23 protein-coding genes are annotated in these 25,948 nt (G+C 60.9%); 12 read left to right on the top strand and 11 right to left on the bottom strand.

Annotation, left to right across the window (positions count from 1 at the left end):
- Positions 1 to 1,511: 1,511 nt before the first annotated feature.
- On the top strand, positions 1,512 to 4,589 hold the full coding sequence (locus HYT87_10185; protein ID MBI2060128.1) for an RCC1 repeat-containing protein: 3,078 nt from the start codon (positions 1,512 to 1,514) through the stop codon (positions 4,587 to 4,589).
- Positions 4,590 to 4,766: 177 nt separating this feature from the next.
- Here HYT87_10185 and HYT87_10190 read toward each other — a convergent pair whose 3' ends face one another.
- Positions 4,767 to 5,021: a hypothetical protein gene (locus HYT87_10190; GenBank protein ID MBI2060129.1), complete on the bottom strand. Its 255-nt coding sequence runs from the start codon at positions 5,019 to 5,021 to the stop codon at positions 4,767 to 4,769.
- Between HYT87_10190 and HYT87_10195 the strand changes: the two genes are divergently transcribed.
- Genes HYT87_10195 through HYT87_10205 form a run of 3 tightly spaced genes read left to right on the top strand, consistent with a single transcriptional unit; the run spans position 5,020 to position 7,114 of the window.
- Positions 5,020 to 5,343 carry a hypothetical protein gene (locus HYT87_10195; GenBank protein ID MBI2060130.1) on the top strand — a complete coding sequence of 108 codons (324 nt, stop codon included), beginning with the start codon at positions 5,020 to 5,022 and terminating at the stop codon, positions 5,341 to 5,343. The genes HYT87_10190 and HYT87_10195 overlap by 2 nt on opposite strands.
- Positions 5,333 to 5,518, top strand: a complete 186-nt coding sequence (locus tag HYT87_10200) for a hypothetical protein (GenBank protein MBI2060131.1) — start codon at positions 5,333 to 5,335, stop codon at positions 5,516 to 5,518. Before HYT87_10195 ends, HYT87_10200 begins: the two co-directional genes overlap by 11 nt.
- Before the next feature lie 54 nt (positions 5,519 to 5,572).
- On the top strand, positions 5,573 to 7,114 hold the full coding sequence (locus HYT87_10205) for a hypothetical protein (protein MBI2060132.1): 1,542 nt from the start codon (positions 5,573 to 5,575) through the stop codon (positions 7,112 to 7,114).
- Between the two features lie 337 nt (positions 7,115 to 7,451).
- Here HYT87_10205 and HYT87_10210 read toward each other — a convergent pair whose 3' ends face one another.
- Positions 7,452 to 8,402 carry a hypothetical protein gene (locus HYT87_10210; protein ID MBI2060133.1) on the bottom strand — a complete coding sequence of 317 codons (951 nt, stop codon included), beginning with the start codon at positions 8,400 to 8,402 and terminating at the stop codon, positions 7,452 to 7,454.
- Between the two features lie 65 nt (positions 8,403 to 8,467).
- On the opposite strand from HYT87_10210, the gene HYT87_10215 reads away from it, so the two are divergent.
- On the top strand, positions 8,468 to 8,656 hold the full coding sequence (locus HYT87_10215) for a redoxin domain-containing protein (GenBank protein MBI2060134.1): 189 nt from the start codon (positions 8,468 to 8,470) through the stop codon (positions 8,654 to 8,656).
- 30 nt (positions 8,657 to 8,686) lie between these two features.
- Positions 8,687 to 8,965, top strand: coding sequence for a peroxiredoxin (locus HYT87_10220; GenBank protein MBI2060135.1), 279 nt, complete (start codon positions 8,687 to 8,689; stop codon positions 8,963 to 8,965).
- Between the two features lie 118 nt (positions 8,966 to 9,083).
- On the opposite strand, the gene HYT87_10225 is transcribed toward HYT87_10220, so the two are convergent.
- From HYT87_10225 to HYT87_10245, 5 genes are all read right to left on the bottom strand, one after another.
- Positions 9,084 to 9,515 (bottom strand): hypothetical protein, encoded by a 432-nt coding sequence (locus tag HYT87_10225; protein MBI2060136.1) that lies wholly within the window; start codon positions 9,513 to 9,515, stop codon positions 9,084 to 9,086.
- Positions 9,512 to 9,739 (bottom strand): hypothetical protein, encoded by a 228-nt coding sequence (locus HYT87_10230; protein ID MBI2060137.1) that lies wholly within the window; start codon positions 9,737 to 9,739, stop codon positions 9,512 to 9,514. The genes HYT87_10225 and HYT87_10230 overlap by 4 nt, the downstream gene beginning before the upstream one ends.
- A gap of 4 nt (positions 9,740 to 9,743) precedes the next feature.
- Complete coding sequence (locus HYT87_10235) at positions 9,744 to 9,953, bottom strand: hypothetical protein (GenBank protein MBI2060138.1); 210 nt, start codon at positions 9,951 to 9,953, stop codon at positions 9,744 to 9,746.
- A 79-nt stretch (positions 9,954 to 10,032) separates the two neighbouring features.
- Positions 10,033 to 10,218, bottom strand: a complete 186-nt coding sequence (locus tag HYT87_10240) for a hypothetical protein (GenBank protein MBI2060139.1) — start codon at positions 10,216 to 10,218, stop codon at positions 10,033 to 10,035.
- A 557-nt stretch (positions 10,219 to 10,775) separates the two neighbouring features.
- Positions 10,776 to 11,639: a 3-hydroxybutyryl-CoA dehydrogenase gene (locus HYT87_10245; GenBank protein ID MBI2060140.1), complete on the bottom strand. Its 864-nt coding sequence runs from the start codon at positions 11,637 to 11,639 to the stop codon at positions 10,776 to 10,778.
- Between the two features lie 271 nt (positions 11,640 to 11,910).
- On the opposite strand from HYT87_10245, the gene HYT87_10250 reads away from it, so the two are divergent.
- From HYT87_10250 to HYT87_10270, 5 genes are all read left to right on the top strand, one after another.
- Positions 11,911 to 12,333 carry a hypothetical protein gene (locus HYT87_10250; GenBank protein MBI2060141.1) on the top strand — a complete coding sequence of 141 codons (423 nt, stop codon included), beginning with the start codon at positions 11,911 to 11,913 and terminating at the stop codon, positions 12,331 to 12,333.
- Positions 12,334 to 12,428: 95 nt separating this feature from the next.
- The gene (locus tag HYT87_10255; GenBank protein ID MBI2060142.1) at positions 12,429 to 15,080 is read left to right on the top strand and encodes a fibronectin type III domain-containing protein; all 2,652 of its coding nucleotides are present in this window, start codon (positions 12,429 to 12,431) and stop codon (positions 15,078 to 15,080) included.
- Positions 15,050 to 16,042 carry a hypothetical protein gene (locus HYT87_10260; GenBank protein MBI2060143.1) on the top strand — a complete coding sequence of 331 codons (993 nt, stop codon included), beginning with the start codon at positions 15,050 to 15,052 and terminating at the stop codon, positions 16,040 to 16,042. The genes HYT87_10255 and HYT87_10260 overlap by 31 nt, the downstream gene beginning before the upstream one ends.
- Positions 16,043 to 16,059: 17 nt before the next feature.
- Positions 16,060 to 18,375 (top strand): carboxypeptidase regulatory-like domain-containing protein, encoded by a 2,316-nt coding sequence (locus tag HYT87_10265; protein MBI2060144.1) that lies wholly within the window; start codon positions 16,060 to 16,062, stop codon positions 18,373 to 18,375.
- Positions 18,376 to 18,433: 58 nt separating this feature from the next.
- Positions 18,434 to 19,342, top strand: a complete 909-nt coding sequence (locus tag HYT87_10270) for a LytR C-terminal domain-containing protein (GenBank protein ID MBI2060145.1) — start codon at positions 18,434 to 18,436, stop codon at positions 19,340 to 19,342.
- A gap of 104 nt (positions 19,343 to 19,446) precedes the next feature.
- Here HYT87_10270 and HYT87_10275 read toward each other — a convergent pair whose 3' ends face one another.
- The 4 genes from HYT87_10275 to HYT87_10290 form a co-directional block, all read right to left on the bottom strand.
- Entirely contained in the window at positions 19,447 to 20,493 is a 1,047-nt protein-coding gene (locus tag HYT87_10275; protein ID MBI2060146.1) for a hypothetical protein, read from the bottom strand.
- A gap of 441 nt (positions 20,494 to 20,934) precedes the next feature.
- Positions 20,935 to 21,138: a hypothetical protein gene (locus tag HYT87_10280; protein ID MBI2060147.1), complete on the bottom strand. Its 204-nt coding sequence runs from the start codon at positions 21,136 to 21,138 to the stop codon at positions 20,935 to 20,937.
- A gap of 191 nt (positions 21,139 to 21,329) precedes the next feature.
- On the bottom strand, positions 21,330 to 23,933 hold the full coding sequence (locus HYT87_10285; protein MBI2060148.1) for a GAF domain-containing protein: 2,604 nt from the start codon (positions 23,931 to 23,933) through the stop codon (positions 21,330 to 21,332).
- 12 nt (positions 23,934 to 23,945) lie between these two features.
- Positions 23,946 to 24,965 (bottom strand): response regulator, encoded by a 1,020-nt coding sequence (locus HYT87_10290; protein ID MBI2060149.1) that lies wholly within the window; start codon positions 24,963 to 24,965, stop codon positions 23,946 to 23,948.
- Positions 24,966 to 25,337: 372 nt separating this feature from the next.
- Between HYT87_10290 and HYT87_10295 the strand changes: the two genes are divergently transcribed.
- Complete coding sequence (locus tag HYT87_10295) at positions 25,338 to 25,943, top strand: hypothetical protein (GenBank protein ID MBI2060150.1); 606 nt, start codon at positions 25,338 to 25,340, stop codon at positions 25,941 to 25,943.
- Positions 25,944 to 25,948 lie beyond the last annotated feature (5 nt).

The following is a 25,948-nucleotide window of genomic DNA, read 5'->3' on the forward strand; positions in this document are numbered from 1 at the left end:
AAGCGGACGATGAAGGCGCTTTTACTTTCGCCATCACCTTTTTCCTTCCCCCCAACTCGCCACTGGCCACCAGCGACTCCCCACTTCCCCTCACCTGCCGCCTGCGTTCGATCGCAAACCCCGACCTCGTCTACCTCGAAACCAAGACGGTTCTGGAATGGGCTGCGGACAACGGGCAGCCGGAGACCGGCGACGCATTTGGGATCGACCTGCCCGACGACGATGGCGACGGCGTTTCCAACCTCGTGGAGGTCGCCTCCTCGTTCACCCTGAGCGTCGTCGAAGGGGGCGCTTCGACGGGCTCAACACGAGCGGCGCTTGAGCAAGCATGGGCCGCAGCCACTGACACGGAGCGACGACCCACAGCCGCCGACCTCCAAACCGCCTTCCAAGTCCTCGGTCAGAACCTTCAGACCAAGCTCAACCGGGAGTCTAAAACGTCCGGTCAAGACTCCCAAACTCTTGGACCCCTGAGCCTTGAAACTCCCGATTTTTCCCCACCGGAGACCACGATCACCAACGAGGCCCTCGCCAAGCGCCCGAAATGTCTGGTGGGCAAGGAACTGACGTTCGTCCTGAAGTGCTCCTATCCGGCGCATGACAGCCAATGTACGTTCCGCTGCTCGCTGGATGGTGGGGAATGGAAGCCTTGCGTATCTTCGGTCACCCTGAGCGTGGTCGAAGGGTCTCATGTTCTTTCCGTTCGGGCCGTGGATAGCTTGGGAACCCCTGACCCAACGCCTGCCGAAGTCATTTTCGCCGTCGTGTCCAAGTTCGGCCCGGGCGACCCCCTCTTCCCCGGCGAGACGGCCGAGGTCATGGTCTCCCCGCAGGGAGGATCGGTGTCGGCGGACACGGGCAATGTGAGTCTCAACTTTCCTTCGGGCGCGCTGAGTGCGGACGCCACCCTTACCGTTACCAAGCTCGACCCATCAACTTTCCCCTCCCCCTCGACGGGGGAGGGTGCGGGTGGGGGTGGTCCTATCGGATCGATTTACGAATTCGGCCCCGAGGGAACGGTGTTCAACGCGTCTGTGGAGATGAGGTTGGCATATCAAGATGCGGATGTTCCTTCCGGAGTCGACGAGGCCAAGCTGGCCTTGGCGACCGAGGTGAACGGAGCCTGGCAGGTGATTCCTGGGTCGGGCGCCGATGTCACCCTGAACGAGGTGAAGGGCTTGGTCGACCATTTCTCCCGGTTCAGCCGGATTCAGGACACCACTCCACCCCCCGCGCCGGACCCTGCGAAGCTCACTGTGACAATGAATCCACCTGGCGCCGGTGATGCCCTGAGCGGGGCCGCGGGCGCGGTGGAGGCCTTGGCCGTGGTCCGTGTGTACAAGGATGGTCTCCTGACGACCTCTATCGGTTCCGGGCAGGCCACGGGCAATGGATCACTGATCGCGATTTCGATCGGTGACAATCAGGCGGATGCGAACAACAAGATTTACCTCATCGCCGTAGACAAGGCGGGCAACATGAGCCCGGTAACAACCATGACCAACGACATCATGCCTCCGGACACGTCTTTCGTAGGGGCGGGCTTGCCCGCCCTCCTGAGCAACTCCATTTCCGCAACATTCACCTTCACGTCCACCGACACGACGGCGACTTTCCAGTGTTCCGTGGACAGCGCAGCCTATTCCACCTGCCTCAGTCCGCTCGTCCTGAGCGTGTCGAAGGACGGTCTCCACACCTTCGGCGTTCGCGCTGTAGATCAAGCCGGCAATCCGGACCCGACCCCCGCCTCCCACACCTGGACTCTGGATACGACGCCTCCGAACACGCTCTTCGTAGGGGCGGGCTTGCCCGCCCTCCTGACCAATTCCACGTCCGCCTCGTTCTCCTTCACATCCAATGATACGGCTGCCACTTTCGCGTGCAGTCTGGATGGTGCGACCTTCGCCTCCTGCACCTCGCCCAAGACGTACACCTCAATCCCGGACGGCCCTCATACCTTCCAAGTGAAAGCAACAGACCAGGCCGGCAACGAGTCCGCTGCCGCCTCATACACGTGGACGATCAACACGATCCCACCCGACACGATACCCCCCACGTTTGCGGGCCTGGTCTCCGCCACGGCGGTCTCCACTTCCCAGATTGACCTCACGTGGTCCCCTGGCTCCGACAATCTCAGTCCCGCCTCGGATATCACCTACGAAATCTGCCGGGCGACCGGCGCCGGTGCCTGCACATCGACCTTCACCGCCACCTACATCACCTCCGCGGGTGCGACTTCTTACAGCGTCCCGAGTCTCGCGTCCGGCGTCCGCTATTATTTCGTCGCAAGAGCCAGAGACCAAGCCGGCAACATCGACGCCAACACAACCGAGAAATCTGCCCTCACATGGTCAAGCGGAGTAGTCCAGGCAATCAGTGCCCACCGAAGTTTCCACACCTGTGGGCTCCTTTCTGACGGAACGGTCAAATGCTGGGGAGTTAATTCTTTGGGTCAATGCGGAAACGGAGCGACAACGCTCCAGCAGACGACCCCTGTGGCTGTTAGCTCGCTTACGGGCGTTGTGACGCTGGGGGCTGGGGGTGGTGGTTCCGGCAGCGCGAATGGTCACACATGTGCGGTTCTGTCCGATGGCACGGTCAGGTGCTGGGGGGCGAACAGTGCTGGCCAACTGGGCGATGGGACAACGTCGCCTCGGACCACTCCCGTCGCTGTCAGTGGCCTCGCCGGTGCCGTCACTGTCGCGGGCGGATGGAAGCACACCTGTGCTGTCATTTCGGACGGTTCGGTCAAGTGCTGGGGGTACAACCTCCAAGGTCAGCTTGGGGACGGGACGACAGCTAACGGATTGACTTCTGCGGCTGTCTCGTCGCTCACCGGTGCTGTTGCAGTCGGGGCAGGGAGCAGTCACACGTGCGCGCTGGTATCCGACAGCACAGTGAAATGCTGGGGATTCAATGGTTATGGTTCCCTGGGGGATGGAACGACAGCCGATAAGCTCACCCCCGTCGCGGTGTCGGCTCTTTCCGGCGTGATGGCCTTAGCCATAGGGACTTTCCAGACCTGCGCGCTTCTTTCGGACGGGACGGTCAAATGCTGGGGACGCAATGAGTCTGGTCAGCTTGGGGACGGGACAACAGTCAACACACCCACTCCCGTCGCGGTTAGCAATCTTACGGGGGCAACGGCCATAGGCGCAGGAAACATTTACACCTGCTCACTCGTTTCCGATGGGACGGTCAAATGCTGGGGGTCCAATAGCTTCGGTCAGCTCGGCGATGGAACGAATGTTGACAAGGCAACTCCTGTTGTCGTCAGCGGCCTTACAAGCGCAATGGCCGTCACAGTTGGGTACCAGCACACCTGTTCGCTCCTATCGGACGGGACGCCCAAATGCTGGGGATACAACTTTCTCGGCCAACTAGGCGATGGCACCACGGCGACCAAGCCGACGCCCGTCGCCGTGACCTCTCTCGCCGGCCCGCTCGGCGTGAAACTCCCGCGCCTCCACGAATCCACCGCCTCCGGCGCCCCCGCCCGCCCCTTCCGTGAAGGGATCCGTACGGGTGGCAATAGCATTTCAGGCAACACATGCGTACTGGTTTCAGATGGAACAGTGAGGTGCTGGGGATCCAACGCTGACGGGCAGCTTGGCGACGGAACAACCGTTGACAAGACAAGACCCGTAACGGTGTCTTCTCTGACCAGTGCAGTTGCAGTTGCCACCAGGGGCCCTTCCGTGTGTGCGCTGGCATCGGATGGCAGCATCAAGTGTTGGGGAAAGAACTCATCCGGCCAACTGGGAGACGGGACATCCGTGAGCAGAACTGTTCCCGTGGCGGTTTCCGGGCTGACCGCGGCTATCGCGATCAGCGCGGGAGGCTCTCATGCCTGCGCTCTAGCGTCCGACGGAACCGTCAAATGCTGGGGAAGCAATGCTGGAGGTCAACTCGGCGATGGGACAACGGTGAATTCACTCACGCCGTTGACCGTAACTGCGCTTGTGGATGCCATCGCTGTCAGTGCGGGGCTCATCCACACGTGCGCGCTCCTCTCGGATGGTAGCGCCAAGTGCTGGGGGGATAACCCGTACGGTCAGCTTGGCGATGGAACGAATGTTGACAAGGCAACTCCTGTGCTGGTGTCCACACTAACTTCTTCGATCTCGCTCGCGTCAGGTGGTTCCCACACGTGCGCCTTGGGATCGGATGGGACCGTGAAATGCTGGGGAGCCAATGGCAATAATCAGCTTGGAGATGGGTCAACCGGTGCATCGGGAAGAACCCCCGTGACAGTTACTTCGCTGTCAAGCGTGGTTGCGATAACTGCCGGCGGCTCCATCTCGATAGCTGGCGACCATACATGCGCGGTGATCTCGGACGGAACAGTCAAGTGTTGGGGAGCGAATTGGAAAGGGCAGTTGGGTGACGGCACGACGGCCTTTAGATCAACCCCCATAGTAATCTCCGGACTTTCGGGCGTTCTTGCCGTCAGCGCCGGCTTCGACCATACCTGCGGCCTTCTGGGCAACGGCTCCGTCTTGTGTTGGGGAAACAACAAGTACGGCTCGCTCGGCGACGGGACGACGGTGAATCGGTTGACGCCCGTCCCGGTGACCAACCTGCCGTGATGTATGTGATCTCGGCACTCGATATTGCGAACCGCCCCGGTATCGAACCTACCGTAAGGGGTGATGGGGTGGGGATGAGACTCTTCGGTAGGCGCACCCTTCACGGGTGCGTCCTCAAGCGCAGGCTGAAGCCTGCGGCTACCATGGGGTAGGGGGGTGGGGATGAGAGAAAAGTCGTCAGCGAGACGTCAAGCGCCGGATCGTCTCGATGTACTCGCCCGCAGCTCGAAGGTCCCGCTCAATGATCTTGGCCGAGATAACTTCCATGTATCCCGCCGCAACATGTAAGCGAGAATGAAAGTTCGCAAATTTCCCCTTTATGTCTTCCTTCCGGATTTCAGGGACACGCTTTTCCAAGTCGATCAGATCCTCCTCCTTGCGGTGCGTCCCCGCCGTAATCTTCTTGTGGAAGCGGTCCTGCCTCGTAGCCATGTCGCACTCAACATCAATTCGTAGGGGCGCCCTCCAGGGCGCCCGATCGGGCGGCGTAGACGCCGCCCCTACGCGGAGGGAAACGTCCGGTGTAAAACCGGACGCTACCGGAACCTCCTTCACCGATGACGGCGAGGCGTCGCCTTGCGACGCCGAGCAATACGTCGGCTTCATCGCCGAGGACGTGCCGAACCTCGTCGCCACGAACGACCGCAAGGGCCTCTCCTCCATGGACCTCGTCGCCGTGCTCACGAAAGTCGTTCAAGAACAACAAAGACAGATCGAAGAACTGCGAATGCGCATCGAGAAGGATGAACGCTGATCCCGAAGGAACCGCGGATCACCTCCCTTCCGCGGTGCGTAGGTCCCAAACCGCAAGAGACGAACTGGGGCGCTTCTCGGAGAGCCCGAACGAGACCGCCTCCGACGCCATCCGATGGGAGACGCTCATGAACAACCTGGGGGCAGGCCTGACCGCGCGGACTGTACCCGCATGACAACGGCAAGATGGCATCGCTTCGGCGGACCCCTATGCGTGATATGCTACCACCGTGTGGCGTCGAGCACTTGCGGTTGGATTGATTCTCGCGGGGTGTGAGTCGGCCCAAACGGGGCCGCTGCCCGACGGGACCGAGTTGGAGATATCGGGTCAGCTTGTCGCCGGTTCGGCGGTGGAAGGAGTGCGTACCGGCGTGCGTGGCCTGACGGAAACGGAGCCGATCCCCGGCATCACAAGACCGGATGAAGGAGCAGGGACCTCACCGCGCCGGACCGGTAGGGAAAAGCGGCAATCGAGCTTCGAGGCCGGACAGCCGCTGCCGGACTACGGCCTCTTCTGCGTCACTTTCGAAGAGAACCCCCGCTCAGGGAAGGGGGCGGCGAACAAGCAAGGCCGTTTTGAACTGAAGATACAGGCTGCGGGGATTCCATTCGGATGTTTCGTTGTTGATCCGAGCGGAAAACGCATCGCAGACCTCTTCTTCGTCGGGGATAGACAACTCTCCTCCGGGGATCATGAGCTCACGGGCGCGATGGTCTTCGATCGCCATCAGAATCTGGGCCGGGTATGGGTTGATTTTTCCACCGCGGTTGCCTTGGCAGGCACTCCCCTCGAAACCGGTCCTTCTCCACCGGCCGAAGAAGATGCCTGGGATCCCACCGGCACGTGGGCGTTTGCTGAATGCCTCGACATCGCCGCAGACAAACCGTGCTCCGGCGCGGATCTCCTGCTCCACGCGGCGCTTTCCGCCACCTACCCCGCACTGTACTATCATCGGATTGAGGGACGCGACGACTTGACCGGGAAACGTAGATACCTATTCGACATCTGGCACGACAAAGAGAGCTACGTCGCGTGCGGTCAAACGGAGGGGATGAGCCGCCAACAGGCCCGCGACCTTCACGGGTTGGAACTTGATCCCGAAGTGAATACGACCCCCTTCGGTTTTCTCGGCGAGCCGCCGGGGCCGAACAGTTGGGATGCGAATGACTCCTGCGTGGGACCGACTGACCTGAAAGGAACGATCGGACGTTGCGTCTCCGTGACCGACCCCGGGTTACAGGCACTCTGCTACAAAAGCTGCTGGCAGAACTACGACTCGCAAGGATTGGCCACGTGTCATCGGGCTCGGACGTGGAATGACGCGTACATACAGCGGCACCTGGAATCGCTGGAGAGAGGCGAGAGTCCCGTGTACGACCGAGCCGCCTATCTGACGCTGCTCCCTTTCCCTCAACGTTCCTTGATCTCGTCCCTGGGAAGCAATGCCTTGCACCCTGAGATGCGGTACCAGAACGGCCATACGTGGTCGATAGCCACATTATCGATCAATCCATCGTACTTCAAGGACACTTCGGGCCGTTACCGTCAGTGTGACATTGTTTTCAGCTTCCAGATGAATGCTTCGCGCTTATCCCCCGAGGATGCCCTGGCGACGGCCGTCGTGGGGGCCAACGTGTCCAACACTTCACCCGATTTTCAGTGGTGCCTCCAGTATGCGAGGCAAAGCCTTCCACAAATCGGCCTGAACCTTTCAGATCCCACCGGGACCGGTATTCGCTTCCGCACACGGCTCCGGCGGGTGAAGGAGTAGTTGTCCTCGACGGATACTGAAATGCGCCCCCCCTCTGCCGGTTCCTCGTGCTCGTGCACGGTGTTGACAACTGCATCGCAACTGCCGGGGGCCTTGTGCTGATGCAGTGACACACTGTTATGCTCGAATGCCTGGAGGGGTGAAGAGATCGGAACGGATCGTGATTGCGGCACGCCCAACGCAGGCGTTCGAATCTTGACGAAATCCTCGAAGTTCACGCCGCACAAGTTGTAACTTCTCTTGGCCGTTTCACAGCCGACCCTTCGGAAAAAGGGGCCAACCATCGTAATGCAAGGATTTCGTCCGGACCCTCACGGAGGGTGTGGGTTTCGAACGGTCAGTACTTCGTGCCGTACGGTTCGGCTTCGATGGAGAACTTGACGTCCGGGTTGGCGGCGACGGCGTCGAGAAGGGCATCGACTTCCTTCACGTAAAACACCGGCGCGATGCACATCTCATTGGTGTCCGCAGACGGACCGAAGCCGATGGTCTCGGGGACGTCATCGTTGGCAAACTGGCATTCGAACTTCAGCTTGGCTCCCTTGGACTTCCTAAGGACCAGCGGATCGGGGAAAACCTGCAAAGGCGGGGCGGCCCAATCGTTGTTGAAATAGACCTGAGTTTCCTGACCATCTTCCACTTTCCAGATGGTGAACGTCTGGCCGTGGCGATGCATGTGGGAGGTCATGAGGAGGACGGCGACGTCCTCCTGAGGGTTCCATTCGCCGGTGGTCACCGAAGTGCCCTTGTAGGGAACGGCAATCTGGATTGAACCCGGAAGTTCGGGGCGCGCGAGGAAGTGCATTTGCTCGGGGGGCACGACTTCGATCTCGACCTCCGTCTCCCCGTAGGTGATCTTGTCGGAGGTGTTGATCCAGTGGCCGTTCAAGACCAGATGGCTGTTTGCCGGGATGAAAACGCCCACGGTACTTCCGGTGTCGATTCGGACGTTGCGGTAGATCGAGCCGACGAGTGTGTTCGAGCCGGCGATGAGCGCGAGTGAAGGGCCGCTGAAGAGATCGTGGGGCCCACCGGACGGGGGATTGGACTCGGAGTCTTGCCAATGATTCACGAGAAAGTGATGGCAGACCTCGCCTTTCTGCCGGACTTCCAGCCGGAGAATGGCGCCGTCTTCGAGATTGCCCATGGGCATGGCTTGGTAGACTTGGCGGTCGGAATACGGTTGAAGTTCGACGGGTCCGAGTTTGAATGTGTAGACTTGACCGCGCGGTCGGTTGGCGTCCGAACACGAGACGAGCAGTAATCCCCAGAAGAGAAATCGCCTCACTGGTTTCGAGCGTACTCATGGTGACCGCGGTTGTCAACATATACTGGCGGGAGTAGACTGTGCGGGTGAAAGTCTGGCAACTGATCAGATATCTGCTGAGCCCTCATGGGAAGGAGGAGACGATGGTGAAGGTGGGAGAGGCGGCGCCGGAGTTTGACGCGCCGGATCACACGGGAAAGACGAGGCGTCTTTCGGAGTTCAAAGGAAAGAAGGTGGTTCTGTGGTTTTATCCGGCGGCCGACACACCTGGGTGAACGGCCGAGGGTTGCGGGTTCCGCGACAAACTGAACGACTACGAGAAGCGAGGCGTCCAAGTTCTAGGGATTTCATTCGACTCGGTTGAGTCCAATGCCAAGTTCGCGCAGAAGTACAATTTCAATTTCCCGCTCCTGTGCGATACGGAGCGACGGGCCGGCCTGTTGTACGGCGCGTGCGACTCGAAGGAGGCGGGCTATGCGAAGCGGATCACCTACATCATCGACGTGGCGGGAAAAGTGACCCACGCGTTTCCGAAGGTGGATCCGCGGATCCACGTCGAGGAGATTCTAAAGGCAATAGGCTGAGCCGTACGGGAGACCCCAGAGTCCGTAGAATACCTGCGCTTCTGCCGCCGGATTCCATCATCGCGCCGGGCGCCGCCTGCCGCAAGCGCTTGTTCGGCGGCCCCTTGTACCGATAGGTTCATGGCAGCAGTTCCAGTGCCCGAGTGAACCCTCGTCCGATTCGGATCGCGCCGAAATCGCGCCGATCCGTCGTCAACACCCTGTAGACGTCCCGCCGCTCGGCCACGGCGGCCACCGTGCCGTCGACCAGCCCTATGTGGAGGTCCCTGAACCTGGCGTCGAACTCCAGCGCGCGAACGATGTCGGATGCCAGCGGAAGTTCGTATTCGTACCGCGTCCGAGCATCGAAGACGTCCGTGATCAACCTGCGCATGGCGCTTCGGTTTTCTCGCAGGAAGTAATCCACTTCCGCCAAGACGAGCCCCGGCACGATGACTACCCTTGCGGAGGTCAACACAGCTTCGTAGTCCGGGAAGCTCGGACCACCCTCGCCGGTGCGGGCCAGCGCACGAAGCAGCCCGCCGGTGTCGGCGATGACAGGCGCCGTCAATCTTCCAGGCCGCGGAACAGCTCTGACTCATCCCCGAGCTTCGTGTCCGTGGATTCGAACAGACGTGTCGAAGGAGGACGGCGCCCCGAGTAGTAGCGCGCAGCGACAACGCGCAGGCCCTTCCGGACCAGGTCAGAGGCGGAGAGCCCCGCGGTTCGCGCGCGCTTCAGAGCGCGTAGGTCCTCCTCGTCGAGACGAATCGTTGTCGAAATCAACCTTGCCATACATTCACCATACAACAACCACGGCGAGAAGACAAGGGATCGCGGCGGGAGTGGCCGCCCCGAGATCCTTGTCCGAGTACGCGCAGATCATGGTTCTTGGGTCGATCCGTGCCTCCACGCGAATGAGATCCTGAAGGCGCCGGGCGGGTAGCGGCCTCCAAAGCCATCTGATCGGGCTCTTTTTCAACGGCGCGCGCCGCTCGACGATATCCACTATTGGGGATACCCTTTCCCCCTGGCGCCGGCGCCAAATCGCAAGCGACTCTCCGGCCCCAAGAATTCCTGTGGAGGATTTATCCCTTCCGTGGCTCTCGGTCGGCTGATTCGGCGGCTTTGCCCTCTCGATACCGTGCATAAAGAAACGATCCGACCAGCCCGGCCAGTGCCACAATAATCGCCGCCATCCCCTGGGCATCCTTGTCGTGTGCAACCAGGTAGAAACCTCCGAGAATCGTGGCCCCGGCCAGGGCAAAACCCATCCATTGGCCGCGACCCTTTGATTGTATGTAGCGAGAACCTGGGGAGGCGGGATAGGGCCTTGGAAACTGAATTCTTGGAGCTGAATCTGTTGAATCTGAGTCTGCGAAGCCGCGCTAGCGCTCGTTTTCGGTTGCTCGCCCGGCATATTGCCGCCTTCCGACGGCATGACCTGGATTGGAGTCAGGCGACCGGAGACGGCTTGCGGGAAACAGGTGACGGGCTGGCTACGTACGCGAGGCCCAATGCTTTGAATGTCGTTCCCAGGTCAGCACCAACTGTTTTCCAATCGGTTGAGAGGGCCTCACTCGTGCTCAGTGGCACGTAGCGCGCTATCGAGGTCCCTGGTCCGAGGGTGCCCCAGAAATCGAGGACGCGTCCAAAGCCGTGAATTGCAGGGTGGGCTGAAAAGAGAGTTCTCACGCAGTTCATTGGATGATAGTATCAGAAATGATCGCGCCGGGGAATAGTGGTATGGCTGCGGATACAGGGTAGGGAGTGACGGACGATGCGGGCCTTACTTCCAGGAGAACGGGTGCGCCTTGGCCTGAATCCAGTCCTACTTCGGGTACCGGTAGAAGCCGCGGCCGGTTTTCTGGCCGAGGTGGCCGGCGTCCACGTATTTGCGGAGGAGCGGGGCGGGGCGGAACTTGGGATCGCCGATCTCGTGGTGCATGACTTCGAGGATGGCGAGACACACATCGAGTCCGATGAGATCGGCCAACGCGAGGGGTCCCATGGGCTGGTTCGTACCAAGCTTCATGGCCTTGTCGATGTCCTCCGCCGTGGCCAAGCCTTCCTGAAGCGTGTAGATGGCTTCGTTGATCATCGGCAGGAGGATGCGGTTGACGATGAATCCGGGTTGCTCGACACATTTCACGGCAGTTTTGCCGAGTCTCTCTGCGAGATCTTTCGTGAGCATCTGAGTTTCTTCGCTGGTGTCGAGCCCCGGAACAATTTCCACGAGCTTCATCAGGGCGGGCGGGTTCATGAAGTGCATGCCGACGACCTTGTCCGGTCGCGACGTCGCGGCGGCAAGCTTGGTGATGGGGATGGAGGAGGTATTGGAGGACAGCACGGCATTCGGACGCAGAGTCTTATCCAGCTCTTTGAAAATCGAAAGTTTCAGGTCCACTCTCTCCGTCGCAGCTTCGATGGCGAAGTCACAGGCTTGCAGGTCGGCAATCTGCGAGGTGGATTTCAACTTCTGCTGAGCGTCTTTCGCCTGTTGTTCGGAGATGACTTTCTTCGCCGCGAATTTGTCCAGCGACTTTCGGATGGCCGCCATCCCCTTCTCGATTTGCTTCGGGGCGACGTCGTGGAGAACGACCGAAAATCCGGCGGTCGCGCAGACCTGCGCGATGCCACTGCCCATCTGCCCTGCGCCAACCACTCCGATGGTACGAACGTCGATCAAAGTCATCTGCCTCCGGGCATGATAGTCGCGCGGTTCATTTAGAGCAAGCCAGCCATGGATGGTGCGGTACTTGCCGCAACGGGCGGAGCGTGATGCGGAGCCTTGGAATGGCAAGTGCCAGCCATGGATGGTGCGGTACTTGCCGCAACGAGAGCGGCCCATGGATGGGCGGCGTTGGGACGGCAAGTGCGATGACGGCGACCCATCGAGTGCCTCTTCGACGCTTGACTTGGGGACTCAAATCGTCAACAACTGCACGAAGCTGGAGGCCTGAGTGATGAGACGAAAACTGATGGTCATGATTCTCGTGACGGCATCGTTGGCGGCGTGCGGCGATGCCTATGAGGGAACGGATTCGAGCCCCTGCACGGTGGTTGAAGCATCATTCGGTGTGATCCAATCGGAAGTTTTCTCGAAGTCGTGCGCGTTTTCCGGATGCCACGGGCGCGGATCCAAGAATGCGGGTCTGAACCTGGATGCGAACGGTGGCGACGTTTATGAGAATCTGGTCGGGGTTGATTCAACGGAAGTGACGCTGAAACGCGTGGCTGCGGGGGATCCTGAGAACAGCTACCTCGTCAAGAAACTCGAGGGCAAGGACATTGTGGAGGGCCGTATGCCGCTCACGGGCGCCAAGCTCCCTTCGTGTAAGATCCAAGCCGTTCGGGACTGGATCGCCGCCGGCGCGCCGAAGAACTGACCGGTATCGCTTTCCCGCGGCGGGTATGGGGCGAAAAGGGGAGCCAGGCTTCCCCACCGACTTGATTGGTTCATCCCGTGTGTTAGTATCACCTCGTGTTATGTGGGGTTAGGAGCGGGCTGCGCGGTGTTCCCGGCGCACAAGTCGCCTTGGCGCGCCTTCAACCTGTGCGTTTCGGGTCGGTTCTCTTTCTGAGCTTCCTCTTTTCGGCCTGCGGGGACGGAGGTTCGCCGCCACCTGACCTCCCATCCGGAGAACCGCAAGCCGTTTCCGCTTCTTCACCCGACCCGCCTGACACGATGGCCACCTGTCCCTCCGATGCCTCGGATGGAAACAGCGTGTCGGTGGGTTTCTCCTCACCCGTTTCGGGTGCGGCTTTCTTCTGCAAGTTGGACAACAAGGCAGCCGTGCCGTGCGCCTCGCCGTTCGAAACGGGTCCGCTCGCGGTGGGCGCTCACAGCTTGACCGTGGGATCGCGGGACGGGAACGGCAACACGGATCCCACGCCGGTCACCTGCCAATGGTCCGTGGCGCGGGATGCAAACTCGGAAGGGACCAAGCCGCCGTCGGCCTCTGATCTGGGCGCTCCTTCAAGTGTGAACATCGTGCCGGGGAATGGGTCGATGACCCTGAGTTGGACGGCCGTCCCACAAGCTGTGAGCTACGAGATTCTCTACAACACCCAAACCTTTTTTGTGGGACCGGAAGGGGGGGTCGTCACCGCTTCGAAGTCGGTGGTGACGACCGCCACCCAGGTGACGATTGCGGATCTTTCAAACGGAACGAAGTATTTCTTTGCCGTTTTTGCGATCGATTCGGCCGGAAAGAAGAGCGGAGCCTCCACCGAGGTCAGCGCGACGCCCGTTGCACCGGTGGTCACGGCTCCCACCGATACGACCGCGCCGATCTTCCTGGGATTGACGTCGGCCGCCTCCCTTTCCAGCACCCAGATCAATCTCGCCTGGACGGCCGGGAGCGACAATGTGGCCGCTCCAGCGGACCTCAGTTACAAAATTTGCCAAAGCACGACTTGGGGGGCGTGTCAGACGGCGTTCGCGGCGACGTACACAACGACGGCGGGGGCCACAAGCTATTCGGTGACCGGTCTTACGGCCTCGATGCTTTATTACTTTGTCGCGCGCGCGCAGGACCCTGCGGGAAACACCGATGGCAACACGATTCAAAAGAGCGCGACGACGCAGGCCGGTGCGGATACGACACCGCCGACGTTTTCCGGGATTTCCTCGGCCACCGCGGTTTCGAGTAGCAAGATCAATCTTGCCTGGTTCGCGGCCTACGATGGCGTCACCCTGACCAGCGCCCTGGTGTATGACGTTTGCCAATCCACAACATCAGGCTCATGCGCATCGAGTTTCGCAGCCACCTATTCCAGCTCGGCCGGCGCGACGGCTTACTCCGCAACCGGCCTCACTCCGGACACCCCTTACTACTTTGTTGTCCGCGCGAAGGACACGGCGGGCAATCGCGATACGAACACCGTGCAGAAAAGTGCAGTGACGAGTGTGACGCAGGTTGCCCAAGCAGTGACCGCCCACATGGGGGGCCACTCTTGCAGCCTCCTGGCGGACGGCTCGGTGAGTTGTTGGGGAATCAATACCTACGGCCAACTTGGGGATGGTACGACCGTGAACAAACTCACCCCTGTGGCCGTGAGCGGCCTGTCCACTGCCTTGGCGGTGTCAGGGGGCGACTCACACACCTGCGCCCTTCTTTCCGACGGCACGGTGAAATGCTGGGGATACAATTTCTACGGTGGGCTTGGGGACGGGAGCACGGCCCACAGATCGACCCCGGTGGTGGTGAACAGCCTCTCGGGCGCGGTGGCCGTCGCGGGGGGTGGATCTTACACCTGTTCGCTACTGTCCGATGGCACGGTGAAGTGCTGGGGGTACAACAACTCGGGCCAGCTTGGGGACGGGACGACAGTGGGCAAATTGACGCCCGTGGCCGTGAGCAGCCTCTCGGGTGCTGTGGCCGTTGCGGGGGGCGGCACTCACACCTGTTCCCTTCTTTCCGAGGGGACGGTGAAATGCTGGGGGTACAACAACTCGGGCCAGCTGGGGGACGGGACAACAGTGTACAAATCGACGCCCGTAGCCGTGAGCAGTCTCTCGGGCGCCCTGGTCGTCGCAGAGGGCACCTCGCACACCTGTTCTCTGCTTTCCGATGGGACGGTGAAATGTTGGGGGTACAATGTCTCCGGCCAGCTGGGGGACGGGACGACGGCGGACAAGTCAACCCCGGTAGCCGCGAGCAGCCTCTCGGGCGTAGTGGCCGTTGCGGGGGGCAACAATCACACTTGTTCCCTCCTTGCGGACGGAAAAGTGAAGTGCTGGGGGCGCAATGATTTTGGCCAGCTTGGGGACGGGACGACGATGAACAAGTCAACTCCTGTGACCGCGAGCAGCCTCTCGGGCGCCGTAGCCGTCTCAGGAGGTGTCTATCACACCTGTTCCCTTCTTTCCGAGGGGACGGTGAAATGCTGGGGGGGCAACGGGTACGGTCAGCTTGGGGATGGGACGCTCGTGAGCAAATCGACCCCTGTGACCGTTCCCATAACCGGGGGAGCGCTCGGCGTGATTTCGCCCAACCTCCACGAATCCGCCGCATCCGGCGCACCGGCGCGGCCCTGGCGGGAGGGCTTGAGCGGTGGAATGGATCATTCTTGCGCGATCCTTTCGGATGGCACGGGACGATGCTGGGGGGAAACTACTGGTACCAGTTAGGCGAAGGGAACTGGGCCTACGACGACAAGTCCGTCCCCGTAGTGGTGACGAGCCTGAGCGGCGCCGTGAGCATCACGGGAGGGGTCTACCACACTTGCGCACTGATCGCGGATGGTACGGTTCGGTGCTGGGGGTATGGGTCCTCCGGCCAACTCGGGAGCGGGGGAACCTCGTCGAATGTGGCTCCGACGGCGGTCTCTTCTCTCTCCGGCTCGAGCGGAGTCTCAGCGGGCCAGATCCACACCTGCGCGCTTAAGTCCGACGGTACGGCCAAATGCTGGGGGAACAATCTGTACGGTCAACTGGGTGACGGAACGTCAACCAATAGAACAACGCCCATAAGCGTCACCTCGCTGACCGGCGTGCTGGCGATCTCGGCAGGGGGTTCTCATACGTGCGCCCTGCGCGTCGACGGAAGCGCCATGTGCTGGGGGGCCAATGACTACGGACAGGTAGGCGATTCGACGTCGGCGAACAAGAGCGTTCCCACCGCCGTAACGTCCCTCTCCGGCGGCGTCGCGGTGGTCGCGGGTGGCAGTGGGTCGTGCGCGCTCTTGGCCGACGGCACGGTGAAGTGCTGGGGACGCAACAACTATGGTCAAATCGGAGACGGTACAACGGTGGACCGTCTGTCACCCACCGCAGTCTCGGCCCTCACGAGCGCCACCGCCGTCTCCGGAGGCCAGTCCCACAACTGTGCCCTGATTTCGGATGGATCCATCAAGTGCTGGGGGTATAACGCCTACGGTCAGATCGGAGACGGCGCCTCCGTGAACCGCACGACGCCCGTTGCCGTTTCGGGGCTGAACTCCGCCGCGTCCGTAACCGCGAGGGGTTCTCATTCGTGTGCCCTGCTTTCAGACGGGACCGCAAAGTGCTGGGGCCGAAACAGCTCGGGCCAAGTTGGCGATGGAACGTCCATCCAGCGGCTGGTCCCCACTCCCGTGACAGGGTTGCCATAGCCGATGAAATCAAACAGATGAATCGTCTGGACGCGGGCGCCATCCGAGTATTGTTCTGGGTCGGCATGGCGGTGGTTTCCTGCAAGATTGACGCCTCCAGCGTGGTCAGCGAATCGTTGGTCTACGGGAAGATCACGGATGGCGATGGGAATCCCCTGGGCGGAGTGCAGGTGCAGGCTCTCCTCGGCGGACGGATTGAGAAGTCTGCCTTCTCGATGACGGTTGACGATCCTTCCTCGATCGAGGATGATACCGGCGCCTACCGGGTCTTCGGCGTGCCCGGAGGAGACGTCCAAATCCGATTCACCCGGGAAGGATTCGCGCCGAAATTCCACAGCATCACACTCGCGCAAAAGAACCTTCGATTGGATACCACTCTGGTACCGATGGATGGGCGTCTGAAAATAAACGTTCAGAGCATTATCGGTCCACAGGCCGGCGCCAAGGTCATTGTAAGCCACCCGAACTACGACCTGGCATCGCCGTCTGCTTCTCCTTCGCGGGGCATCGAGGCGCGGCGAGCGAGCCCTCGCACGCGCTCCACGGGATCGGATGGGATCGTGAGTTTCGACGAATTGCCCGCCGACGATGGCTTTGTCGTCACCGTGCCGGACGTGGACCTCGACAACGACGGCGTGGGGGACATGGAGGGGGGCAAGCAAACGGCCAACCTCATGAAATCTTCGCCCTCCGTGGCGCGCTCGCTCAACTTTTTTCTCAACAAGAAGGTGACCTACACGGGTACGCTTTCCGTTCAGGTGTACGGCGTATCGGGGCCGGTACCTGCGGCGACCGTGACCCTCGTGAACTCCGAGCACGGTCTGACCACGGAACGCAAGACGAACGAACTCGGCGTGGCCGACTTTTCGTCCCTCCCCACCACCACGGGCTACCAGATCTACGTCAGTCCTCTCGACACGGACGGCGACGGCGAATTCGACTACGAGGCTTACATCCACCCCATCAACGACCTCAACGAATTCGGCGACAGTCCGGGCGTCGCGTCCACCTTTGCCCTCAACACCTACACGGGAACCACGGTCAAGGTCCGGCTCAAGCGGGCGGCCACGTTTCGAGTGGTGTACACGGACATCGGGGCGGACGATGCCGTGGCGCCGGGTGACAAGATCAGCATTCTTTTCTCGCATGAGGTGGAGAAGTTGAGCGTGGATGAGCCCAATCAGGATCTCTTCATGGCCGCCGATCTGAACCGCGATGGATCATTCGACTGTTCGGTGGACTCGGCTTCCTCCTCCGAGTGCATCCCGTTCAAATCGGCCTTGGACAGCAGTCCCGGAACGAAACTGACGATCGAATTTGTGGAGAAGCCGCGCGCGGGGTTCCGGTACCTGCTCGATATGGGATTTGTGTCCTCGACAGCCGGACAACTCCTACAGTGGGACGATCCCACGAATGCCTCCCTGATGTTCTGGGTGAGGTCGGGTGCGAGCAAACCGACCAGCCCGACGATAGCCCTCTGCTCGGTCTCGGCGCTCAGTTGCAGCACCCCCGTGGCTACGGCGATCAATTACAACACCGTGCCGGATCTTCAGTGGCCCTCCGTTGCCGGCGCCCTCGAGTACCGCTTGTACGCCAAGAATTCGAAGGGCGTTACGGGGTGGGTGCGCCTGGCCTCCTTCGCGCCGCGCTACCCGGAGGGCACGGAATTCATCACGGACAGTCAATACACCATGCCGAGCGTGTTTCTGATCTATCCCACGCTGCCTACGAGCATCTTCGGCGGGTCCACCTCGGTCACGTATGCGGTCACGGCCGTAAGCTCGGATGGAATCGAAGGCGACATCGATGCCTCCCGCGCGTTGGTGCTGTCGGACAAGGTGGCGCCGCTCAACTTCGGCACGATCATGACTTCCACGGACCAGAGCGTCGTACCGGGGCAGGATGGGTCAAAAATCAGGGCCAGCAGCAGTTCCGCCGACAACACCAAGTCCACGGATACGGGGGTGACTCCTCCCACGGACTCAAAAAAAATCCAGGTGATTGTCCGGACCTTCCTCGAACCGATGAGCGGTTCGGTAAGCATCGATGTCATTGAGGAGGGGACGGCGGGCTGTCCCGCCTCGGGCGCAGCCAATGTGGAGTCGCTGTCGAAGCCGAGCTGGGTGTGGGGGCCGTTGGCCATGGAGGGGGTCATGGACATCACCATCGGTTCGAACAGGGACAACTCGGGTGACTGTCTCTTGTTGAAATTCGACGGGATCAGCGACGCGTCTGGAAATCGGGAATCGTTGACGACCCCCACCTCGAATCCCAACCCGACCTACGGCTTTCTGGTGTGCAGCGGGGACGTCTGCATCTATCAGCTGGATTGAGATGAGGCCGTCTCGAAGGCGGAGCGCGCGGCGGTGGGCCGCCGGTGTCGCTTGCGCTGTGGTTCTGGGTGTCCGGGCCGCTGAGGCATCCGCACAATCCAGCACGCCGACACCGGTATTTGTCGTGGATGGCTCGAACAAATTGGTTTCGATGGATCGGGTGAGAGCGGCCGTGGAGTCGGCGGGGTTCTCCTTGAACGGCATCCGGCCCGCGAAGAAGAAGACGGACAAGACCTATGTTCTGTGCGAAGAAAGCGCCAAGTCCGAGGCCGTGCGCCTGGTCGATCAACTCGGATTGAGCGCGGAGATTCTGACACGGGGGAAGATAAAGCAGGCTCCGATCATGCTCGTCCTGGGGGCCGACTGGGCCGATCCGCCCGGACCCAAGAAGACCGTTCGCAACACCAAGCGGCGCCGATCCCGATCCCTCCCTTGGATGGTTGGTCTTGCGGCAGGGTTCATTCCCGTCGGCTCGCTGACCCAGGACGAATTGGGGGAGCAATCTTCTTATTCCCAGTCGATGGACGTGGGGCCGGAGCTGACGATCGAAAGAGTTTGGGCGCGATGGATTTCGACGGGGTTGGCCCTGTCATCCCTGGTTACTTTCCATGCCGAAACGGAAAACCTCAATGAGCCGGAGGCCAGTTCGAATCTTGGCCAGCAAATCATGCTGGCTCCCTACCTGCGCGTTTCACTTCCGGTGGCGGATGAATACACGGCGTTTGCGAGGGGAGGGATCGGTCCGGCCTACTTTCGGCCGAACGGCGACGAGGAGACGCAAGCGGCAGGCTACTCAGGCTCGGCGGGCGTCGGTGCGATGTGGTCCGCGAAAAAAAAGAAGTCACTCCGCCGGTGGAGCGTGCTCGGTGAAGCCTCGGCGCACTTCACGCAGTTCTATCCCTACATTATCAACAGTTGGACACTCTACTACGCCCGGCTCGGCTTGGGCGTGGGCTATCGGTTCTAAGCTCGACTTTTGCCATTTTTTGAAAGGTTTATGTTGGTCATTATGCGTAGGGGAGGGTCTTCAGACCCTCCCGACAAGAGGGAGCATCTGAAGATGCTATTCTGTTAGAGGCTCTTAACTTCGCAGTAGACGGGGATGAGCCACTCGGGGCTCCGTTCTCCGAGGATCAGATCGGGTGTCAGCCGGGCGCATACGCCGGCGAACCGTCCCCCGATCACGAATATTCCAAGGTTGAGCCGGAGGTCCCCGTACTTGGCCAACCCCAACTCGCGCGGCGCGCGGAAAGGCGGGGGTAGCACCAGTTTCTGGAGAGCGCCTTCTCCGCGCCGGGCCTTTGCAACCAAGCCGAGCCACGATGCGCGATTCAAATGTGCCCCCAGACGGATTCCCTTTCCCTGGTTTCGATCGGCCGGCTTGTATAGGTAATCGTTCTGTTGGCGGATCGCCCGGTCCGCAGGAGGTCCGATGAGAATTCGGGGAATGTGCGGTTCCAGGCGTATTCGCTCTTTGGGCGGCAGCGAGTCGAGCGCCCATTGGAGGGACGCCTTGTGAAAGCCCGGATCGGAGTGGAAGGACCCGACGACGCAAATGGCTTTCGAGCGGTACGCCGCGAGGAAGGACCTGAAGTCGTGAGGCCGCGTGAAGATTTCGCGGGAAGTGGCGCGGCGGTAGATGATGTCGATGGGCGTTTTACCGCGGTAGAGCCGACCAGCCCGGAAATTCAGCTCTCGCGGATCGACCGTCATGCTGGGCAGGCCGCGGTCCACCAGGTAGACCGCGATGTTCGTTTGGTCCTGCCGCGTCTTAACTTCGCGGTAGTCCATGATGGCCACGAGAGGATTTGACTTCGGGCGTCGTCCCGAGGTCGCGCAAAACTGCCGGTAGGATTCGAGGAGGGTGTCCAGGAGAGCTTGTCTCACGGAGAGAGATTCGAATCGCCGGGCGTGCGAACCGAGGAACGGCCCCATGACTTCGAGGTAGTGGCTGTTCAATCGATCGGAATAATCGATGTAGGCCGTTCCGTCCGTGTTGATTTCCAGGAATTGAGGCCCTCGGGTCGTCCAATACGCATCAATTCTGGCGATGGGGACGGCGCGTGGGTAGCCGGCTGGCGCAGTTACAAACTCCTCTTGAAGCCGAGAAAATCCCATGCCTTGTACTCTTCTCTCCCGTAGCCTTTGGCGGGTGAAGGACTCCAAACCCCCGGCAACCGCGGAGGATAGCCGGCGGAGAAGGTTCGTTTCAGAAGCGGAGAGGACGAGGGGCAGTCCGAGCAGGGGAAGGGGTTTGTTGCCGTACTTCAGGCGGGCCGAATTCGGCGATCTTCGAAAGGGCTGGGCATTTCGAACCACGAAGCCCGCCTGTGCGAGGGGTAATACTTCGTGCAACCAGTACATGGTGATTTAGGAGTGGACAATTTACGGACAGGAATCCTTTCCCACGACCCGATGGATGGCGTGAAATCGGCGGGGCAAAGACTCGCGGACGCTCCAGCGCAGTGCTATCCGTATCTCCGTCGGATGGCACTCCCTGGAGAAAGAGAAAAGCCGCGCCCCAAGCGGAGCCTGGGGCGCGGGGAAGTTGTGACTGCCTTACTTCGGCTGCTCAGCCGGAGCTTCAGCCGGAGCTTCGGCCGGGGCGCCCTCAACCGGTGGGGCTGCCTGCTCCATCGGAACCGGGGCTACCGCCTCGGCAGGGGGCATCGTCGGGGGAGCCGAAGACTCCTCCGCTTGCTTGGTGCAACCGGCAACGCTCATGACAAAGAAGAGCGCCGTTGCGGAAATCAATTTCTTCATGTGGATTCCTCCTTCGTTGGAATATCGGCCGGGATTACCCTTGCCGACGGTGAATTGGGCAGGTCGAAACCCCCGGGGGGGTCAGTTGAACCAATTCTTGATGCTGACTCATTTATGACGCGGCGCATTATAGGTAGAGCCACTCCGGATGTCAAGCCTAACCGCGATAAAAAATTCCTGTTTTCAGGGCGTCACGAAACCGGGGCGGGCAGATCGATCCGGAACTCCGTGCCTTTGTGGGGATCACTTTCCACCGAAATGGTTCCCTTGTGCTTCGTGACGATCTGGTGGCAGATGTAAAGCCCCAGCCCGGTGCCCTGGCCTGCCGGCTTGGTGGTGTAGAACGGTTTGAAGATGTCCACCAGGATGTCTTTCGGAATGCCGCTGCCGTTGTCCTTGCAGAAGAAGATGACGGACCCGCCTCGACCGTCGTCCCGACGAAGGCGAGTTCCGACTTCGATCTTCCCGCCCTGATTCGGCAGGGCCTGGATGGCGTTCTGGATGATGTTAATGGCGACTTGTCCGAGCTGCGAGAAATTGCCGACGATCATCGGGAGTTTCTCTCCAAACGATTTCGTAATCTCGACGGGGCTGCGCTTGTACTTGTTGTAGAGCACGCGGAGGGCGTCCTCCACCACGTCGTTCAGGTTGATCATTTCCGTGTAGCTTTCCGATTGCCGAGAGAGATCGAGGAGACTCCGGATGATATCGCGCGCCCGCTGTTGCTCTTTAAGAATGAACTTGAGATCGTCTTTCACGGCCTCGACGTTTTCGCCCTGCATGGCTCTCTTCTCTTCCACGTCTTCGAGAATGCTCTGAATGAGGCTGTAGGCGCTGGCGAGGGGATTGTTGATCTCATGGGCCACGCCGGCCACGAGTTGTCCGATGGCCGCAAGGCTTTGGGAGCGGACCAATTCCTCCTGCGTCTGTTCCTTCTCCTTCAATGCCTCTTCGAGTTCGCGCGTCCGTTGCTGGACCTTTTCTTCGAGGTTGAGGTTGAGCACCTTGATCGTTTGGTACGAGATCGCATTTTGGAGCGAAACGGCCGTTTGGTTGGCGATCGTGCGGAGGAGGTCCATGTCTTCATCGGAGAAATGCCCGCCGTCCTTCCGTTCGCCCAGGATGAGCAGACCCTTCATCTCCTCCTGGAACAGGATGGGGAGGATCACGGTGGCTTTCACCGCGTCGAGTGCGGGGATGCACATGGGGCAGAATTCGCGGAGCCGGGGCGATTCGAGAATTTCATACGTGGTCAGTTCCCGTCGCATGGTTTTGAGGAGCTGCACCAGTTCCGTATCGGCCATGAGCACGACGTCCGACGCTTGCAGGGGCGCGTCCCCTTCCGTCATGACCACCTTGAAATCGCCGCCGGAGGACGTGGGGAGCAGGAAGACGCCGTGCGACAGATTCATGTATTTCACGAGGGTGTGGAGGACCTGGCGGAGGATCTCGGTGACGTCGAGAAGATGCGTGAGGCGCGAGCTGACGTCCTGGATCGCCTTCTGGTACGAGTAGTCCACCCCCATCCGCCGCGCGAGCCACCGGCTGAGGCGGCGTTGCAGCGGATACACGAGGATCAGAGTCAGCAGGAAGATGAGCCAGGCGAAGCCGAGGGCGTAGATGAAGCCGATCTTGTCGGCGAGCCAGAAGAGGATGACGAGATTCGCGCCGTAGATGAGAATGGCCGGGACCGAGGCAAGGGTGAAGGACAGGCCCTGCGTGAAGAGGCGGTCCATCGTGAAAAGGTCGAATCGGATGATGCTGTAGCCGACGGCGAGCGGGTAGGCGATGAGGAACAAGAAGAGAGGGCCGAGGGGGATGACCACGTCCGTGAAGGTCATGATCGCCAGCGGAATGATGACGGGACCGAAGGAGACCCACCCGCCGACGTTCAGCGCCTTCGCGCGCTGACGGTCCAGGCTCGTCGGTGGATGGCGCCACTTGTACATGCCCACCACGCCCAGGATGCCGAGGGAGGCCAGGGCGTAGAGATTGGCAGCGGTGCTGACGGTGCGATAGGTCGCGCCTCCCCTCATCGAGGCCAGCGCAAGACCGATCAACAGGACTGTGGACAGGGCGGCGATCGTTCCAAGCCACCTCCATCTGGCCTTGGCCGAGATGGCGAGCGGATAGGGAACGTGGAGGTAGCCGACGGCCACGGCGAGGGGAAAATAGCAGTAGAAAATCATCGAGAGCGGCACGAAACGATGGCCGAGGGTCAGGTCGTAGAGGCACAGTACGGCGGCACCGACGCCGTACATGATGATGAAAAACGGGAGGGCGGTGGCCACGTGATGGCGCCGGACGAAAATGACGAAGCCGAGGAGGAGGTAGATGAAGGCCACCCACGGAAGGACACCGATCGAGTAGAACCAGTCCCGAGCCGAGAAGTCCATCGTGGCGACGGAAACGGTCTGAATCTTTCCGTTTCGCCGGATGGAGTAGCTGACGCTTTGGGAGAGAGCGTGTGCGATTCCGATTTCGTCGTCAAAGTCTCTTCGGGACATCGTTCGCAAGGCTTTCCCATTGATCGTGAGGATTTGATCCCACGTTTTCAGTTCCGCTTCCCGCCCCGTCCATCCCTCAAATCCGGAGTAGAAGACCGAACCGGCGCGCGTCATGAGAAAACCCTGGAACGGTTTCCCAATCCGGCTGACGGAGTCGTACAGCCCCAGGACGGCGGCGGGCGCGATCACCGCCATCATGACGACGACGAGGGTCCATCGGGACCAGTGGGTGCCGTGGTGGGCGGGCGGATGAATGGGATCGTGCGGGGAGTGGACGTGTGAAGTCACACGACTCCCTTGCTAAAGCACGCGGAGGAGTTCGTAAGCCGTGACGGGCTTGTCGAAGCCCTTGATCTTCAGATCGGTGAGGGCACGGGCTTCCACCCGGCCGCTGACTTGCGCGTGGGCCGCCTCCGAGAGGAGGATCTGGCCGGGGGCGGCGGTGGATTCCAGACGAGAGGCCAGATTCACCGTGGATCCCAGGGCGGTGTACTCCTTCTTGTGTTGGGAGCCGAGCAGGCCCGCGACCACGCGGCCTCGAGCCACGCCCACGCCGATTCGGAGCTCATGCAGCCCGCCGTTGCGGTGAGACGTGAGCTCGGCGCTCATGGACTGAATTTTCTGCCGTATTTCCTCCGTGGCGCGGATGGCCCTGAGACAATCGTCCTCGAACGAGACCGGCGCGCCGAAGATGGCCATGATGCCGTCCCCGATATGCTTGTCGATGATTCCGTTGTGCTTCATGATCGTCTCGCCGATTGGGGTGTAGTAGTGGCTTTCGAGGTCGCGGGAGAGGGCTTCGGGCTCGGCCAGTTCGCAGGCCTGCGTGAAACCGCGGATATCGACGAACACGATCGTGGCGTCCTGCCGCCGGGGATTCAGGAGCTTCGGGTTCCGCTGGATGTGCTCGAAAATCTGGGGCGACACCAGTTGGCGCAGTTTCTTCTTGAGATAGAAATCGCGGATGCGGATCCGCAGTTCCTCGTTTTCGAACGGCTTGGTCAGGAAACCGTCGATCCCGTGGTTGGTGGCGTCGATGGCGCTTTCGAGGGTGGCGTAGCCGGTGAGGACGATGCGGGTGAGGTCGGGGCGTATGCCGCCGATCTGTTCGAGGGTCTCGATCCCGTCCATCCCCGGCATTTTCAGGTCGGAGATGACGATTTCGATGCCCGGCTCGGATTGAACCATCCGGACGGCCTTGCCGCCCTCTTCGGCCAGGTGGATGGCATAGGATTCTCGCTGGAGCGCGCGGTGGATGCTCCGCCGCACTCCCTCTTCGTCGTCGACGACCAGCACTCCGATTCCGGCGGAATCTTCCATGGTGGTGGGAGTATACCCCAAAGCGGGGCGTGCGTCACCCCCGGAAGCGGGGCGAATTGACGCAGTGCGTCAACAGGAATGGGGTCATGTAGGAATGGTGCCATGGAGTCATGTAATCATCGGGTCATGTGTTCATGTTCCCATGCGGCCATGGGGTCAAGTGGCCGGCGTAGCGCCCCGGGCAGGAGGGGGACCGGGGCTCGCCATTGCCGCCCGAGGGATCTACAATGGGCCGATGCGGTTCCGCACGGCCATTGTCGACGAGCAGGATATTCGAGATGCGCGCCGTTTGACGGACGAGGACAGGGCGAGAATCATGCGTGAGCTGGCAAGATGGGCCGATCCACTGTGGAAACTTCCAGAGGAAAGAACATGGGGATTTTCGAGACGCGACTTGAGGAGACGTTCCAAAGGGCCGTCGGCGCGCTAGAGAGAAAACATTTCCGCTTCTTTCTCATTGGCGCGGTTGCGCTGGGACACCGTCTTGTTCCCCAGGCCACGCAGGACGTCGACATCATCGTCGACCCGATGCCTTTTGGACCGGAGGCCGTCCTTGGCTCGATGCTCGGGGCCGGATTCGATCTCGACACCTCGAAGCATTCCAAGGAGGGCCTGCGCCGTTTCTTCGCCCAAGGGCGCTTCATCCGATTCTACCGCGACGTGCACTGGGTGGACCTGTCCGTGGTGACGACCGGGCAGGACCGGCGTGCGCTCGACAACGCCACACCTCTGAAGGTATTCGGCCGCAGGGTTGCGGTTGCGACGGTCGAGGATTTGCTTGTCTACAAACTGCTTCGGGACGAGCCGAAGGACATCGAGGACAGACACTTGATCATGAGCCGCCGGCTGCCGGAACTGGACCTTCGTTACGTGGAGGAAGCGGTGGTGGGGACCTACGATCCGCGAGCACGGCGGTTGTGGGCAAAGCTCAAGGCGGAATATCGGCGGAAGAGGCGACGCCGCGCGGCGCGGGAATGATTCGT

Source organism: Nitrospirota bacterium (assembly GCA_016180645.1).
GTDB lineage: Bacteria > JACPQY01 > JACPQY01 > JACPQY01 > JACPQY01 > JACPAV01.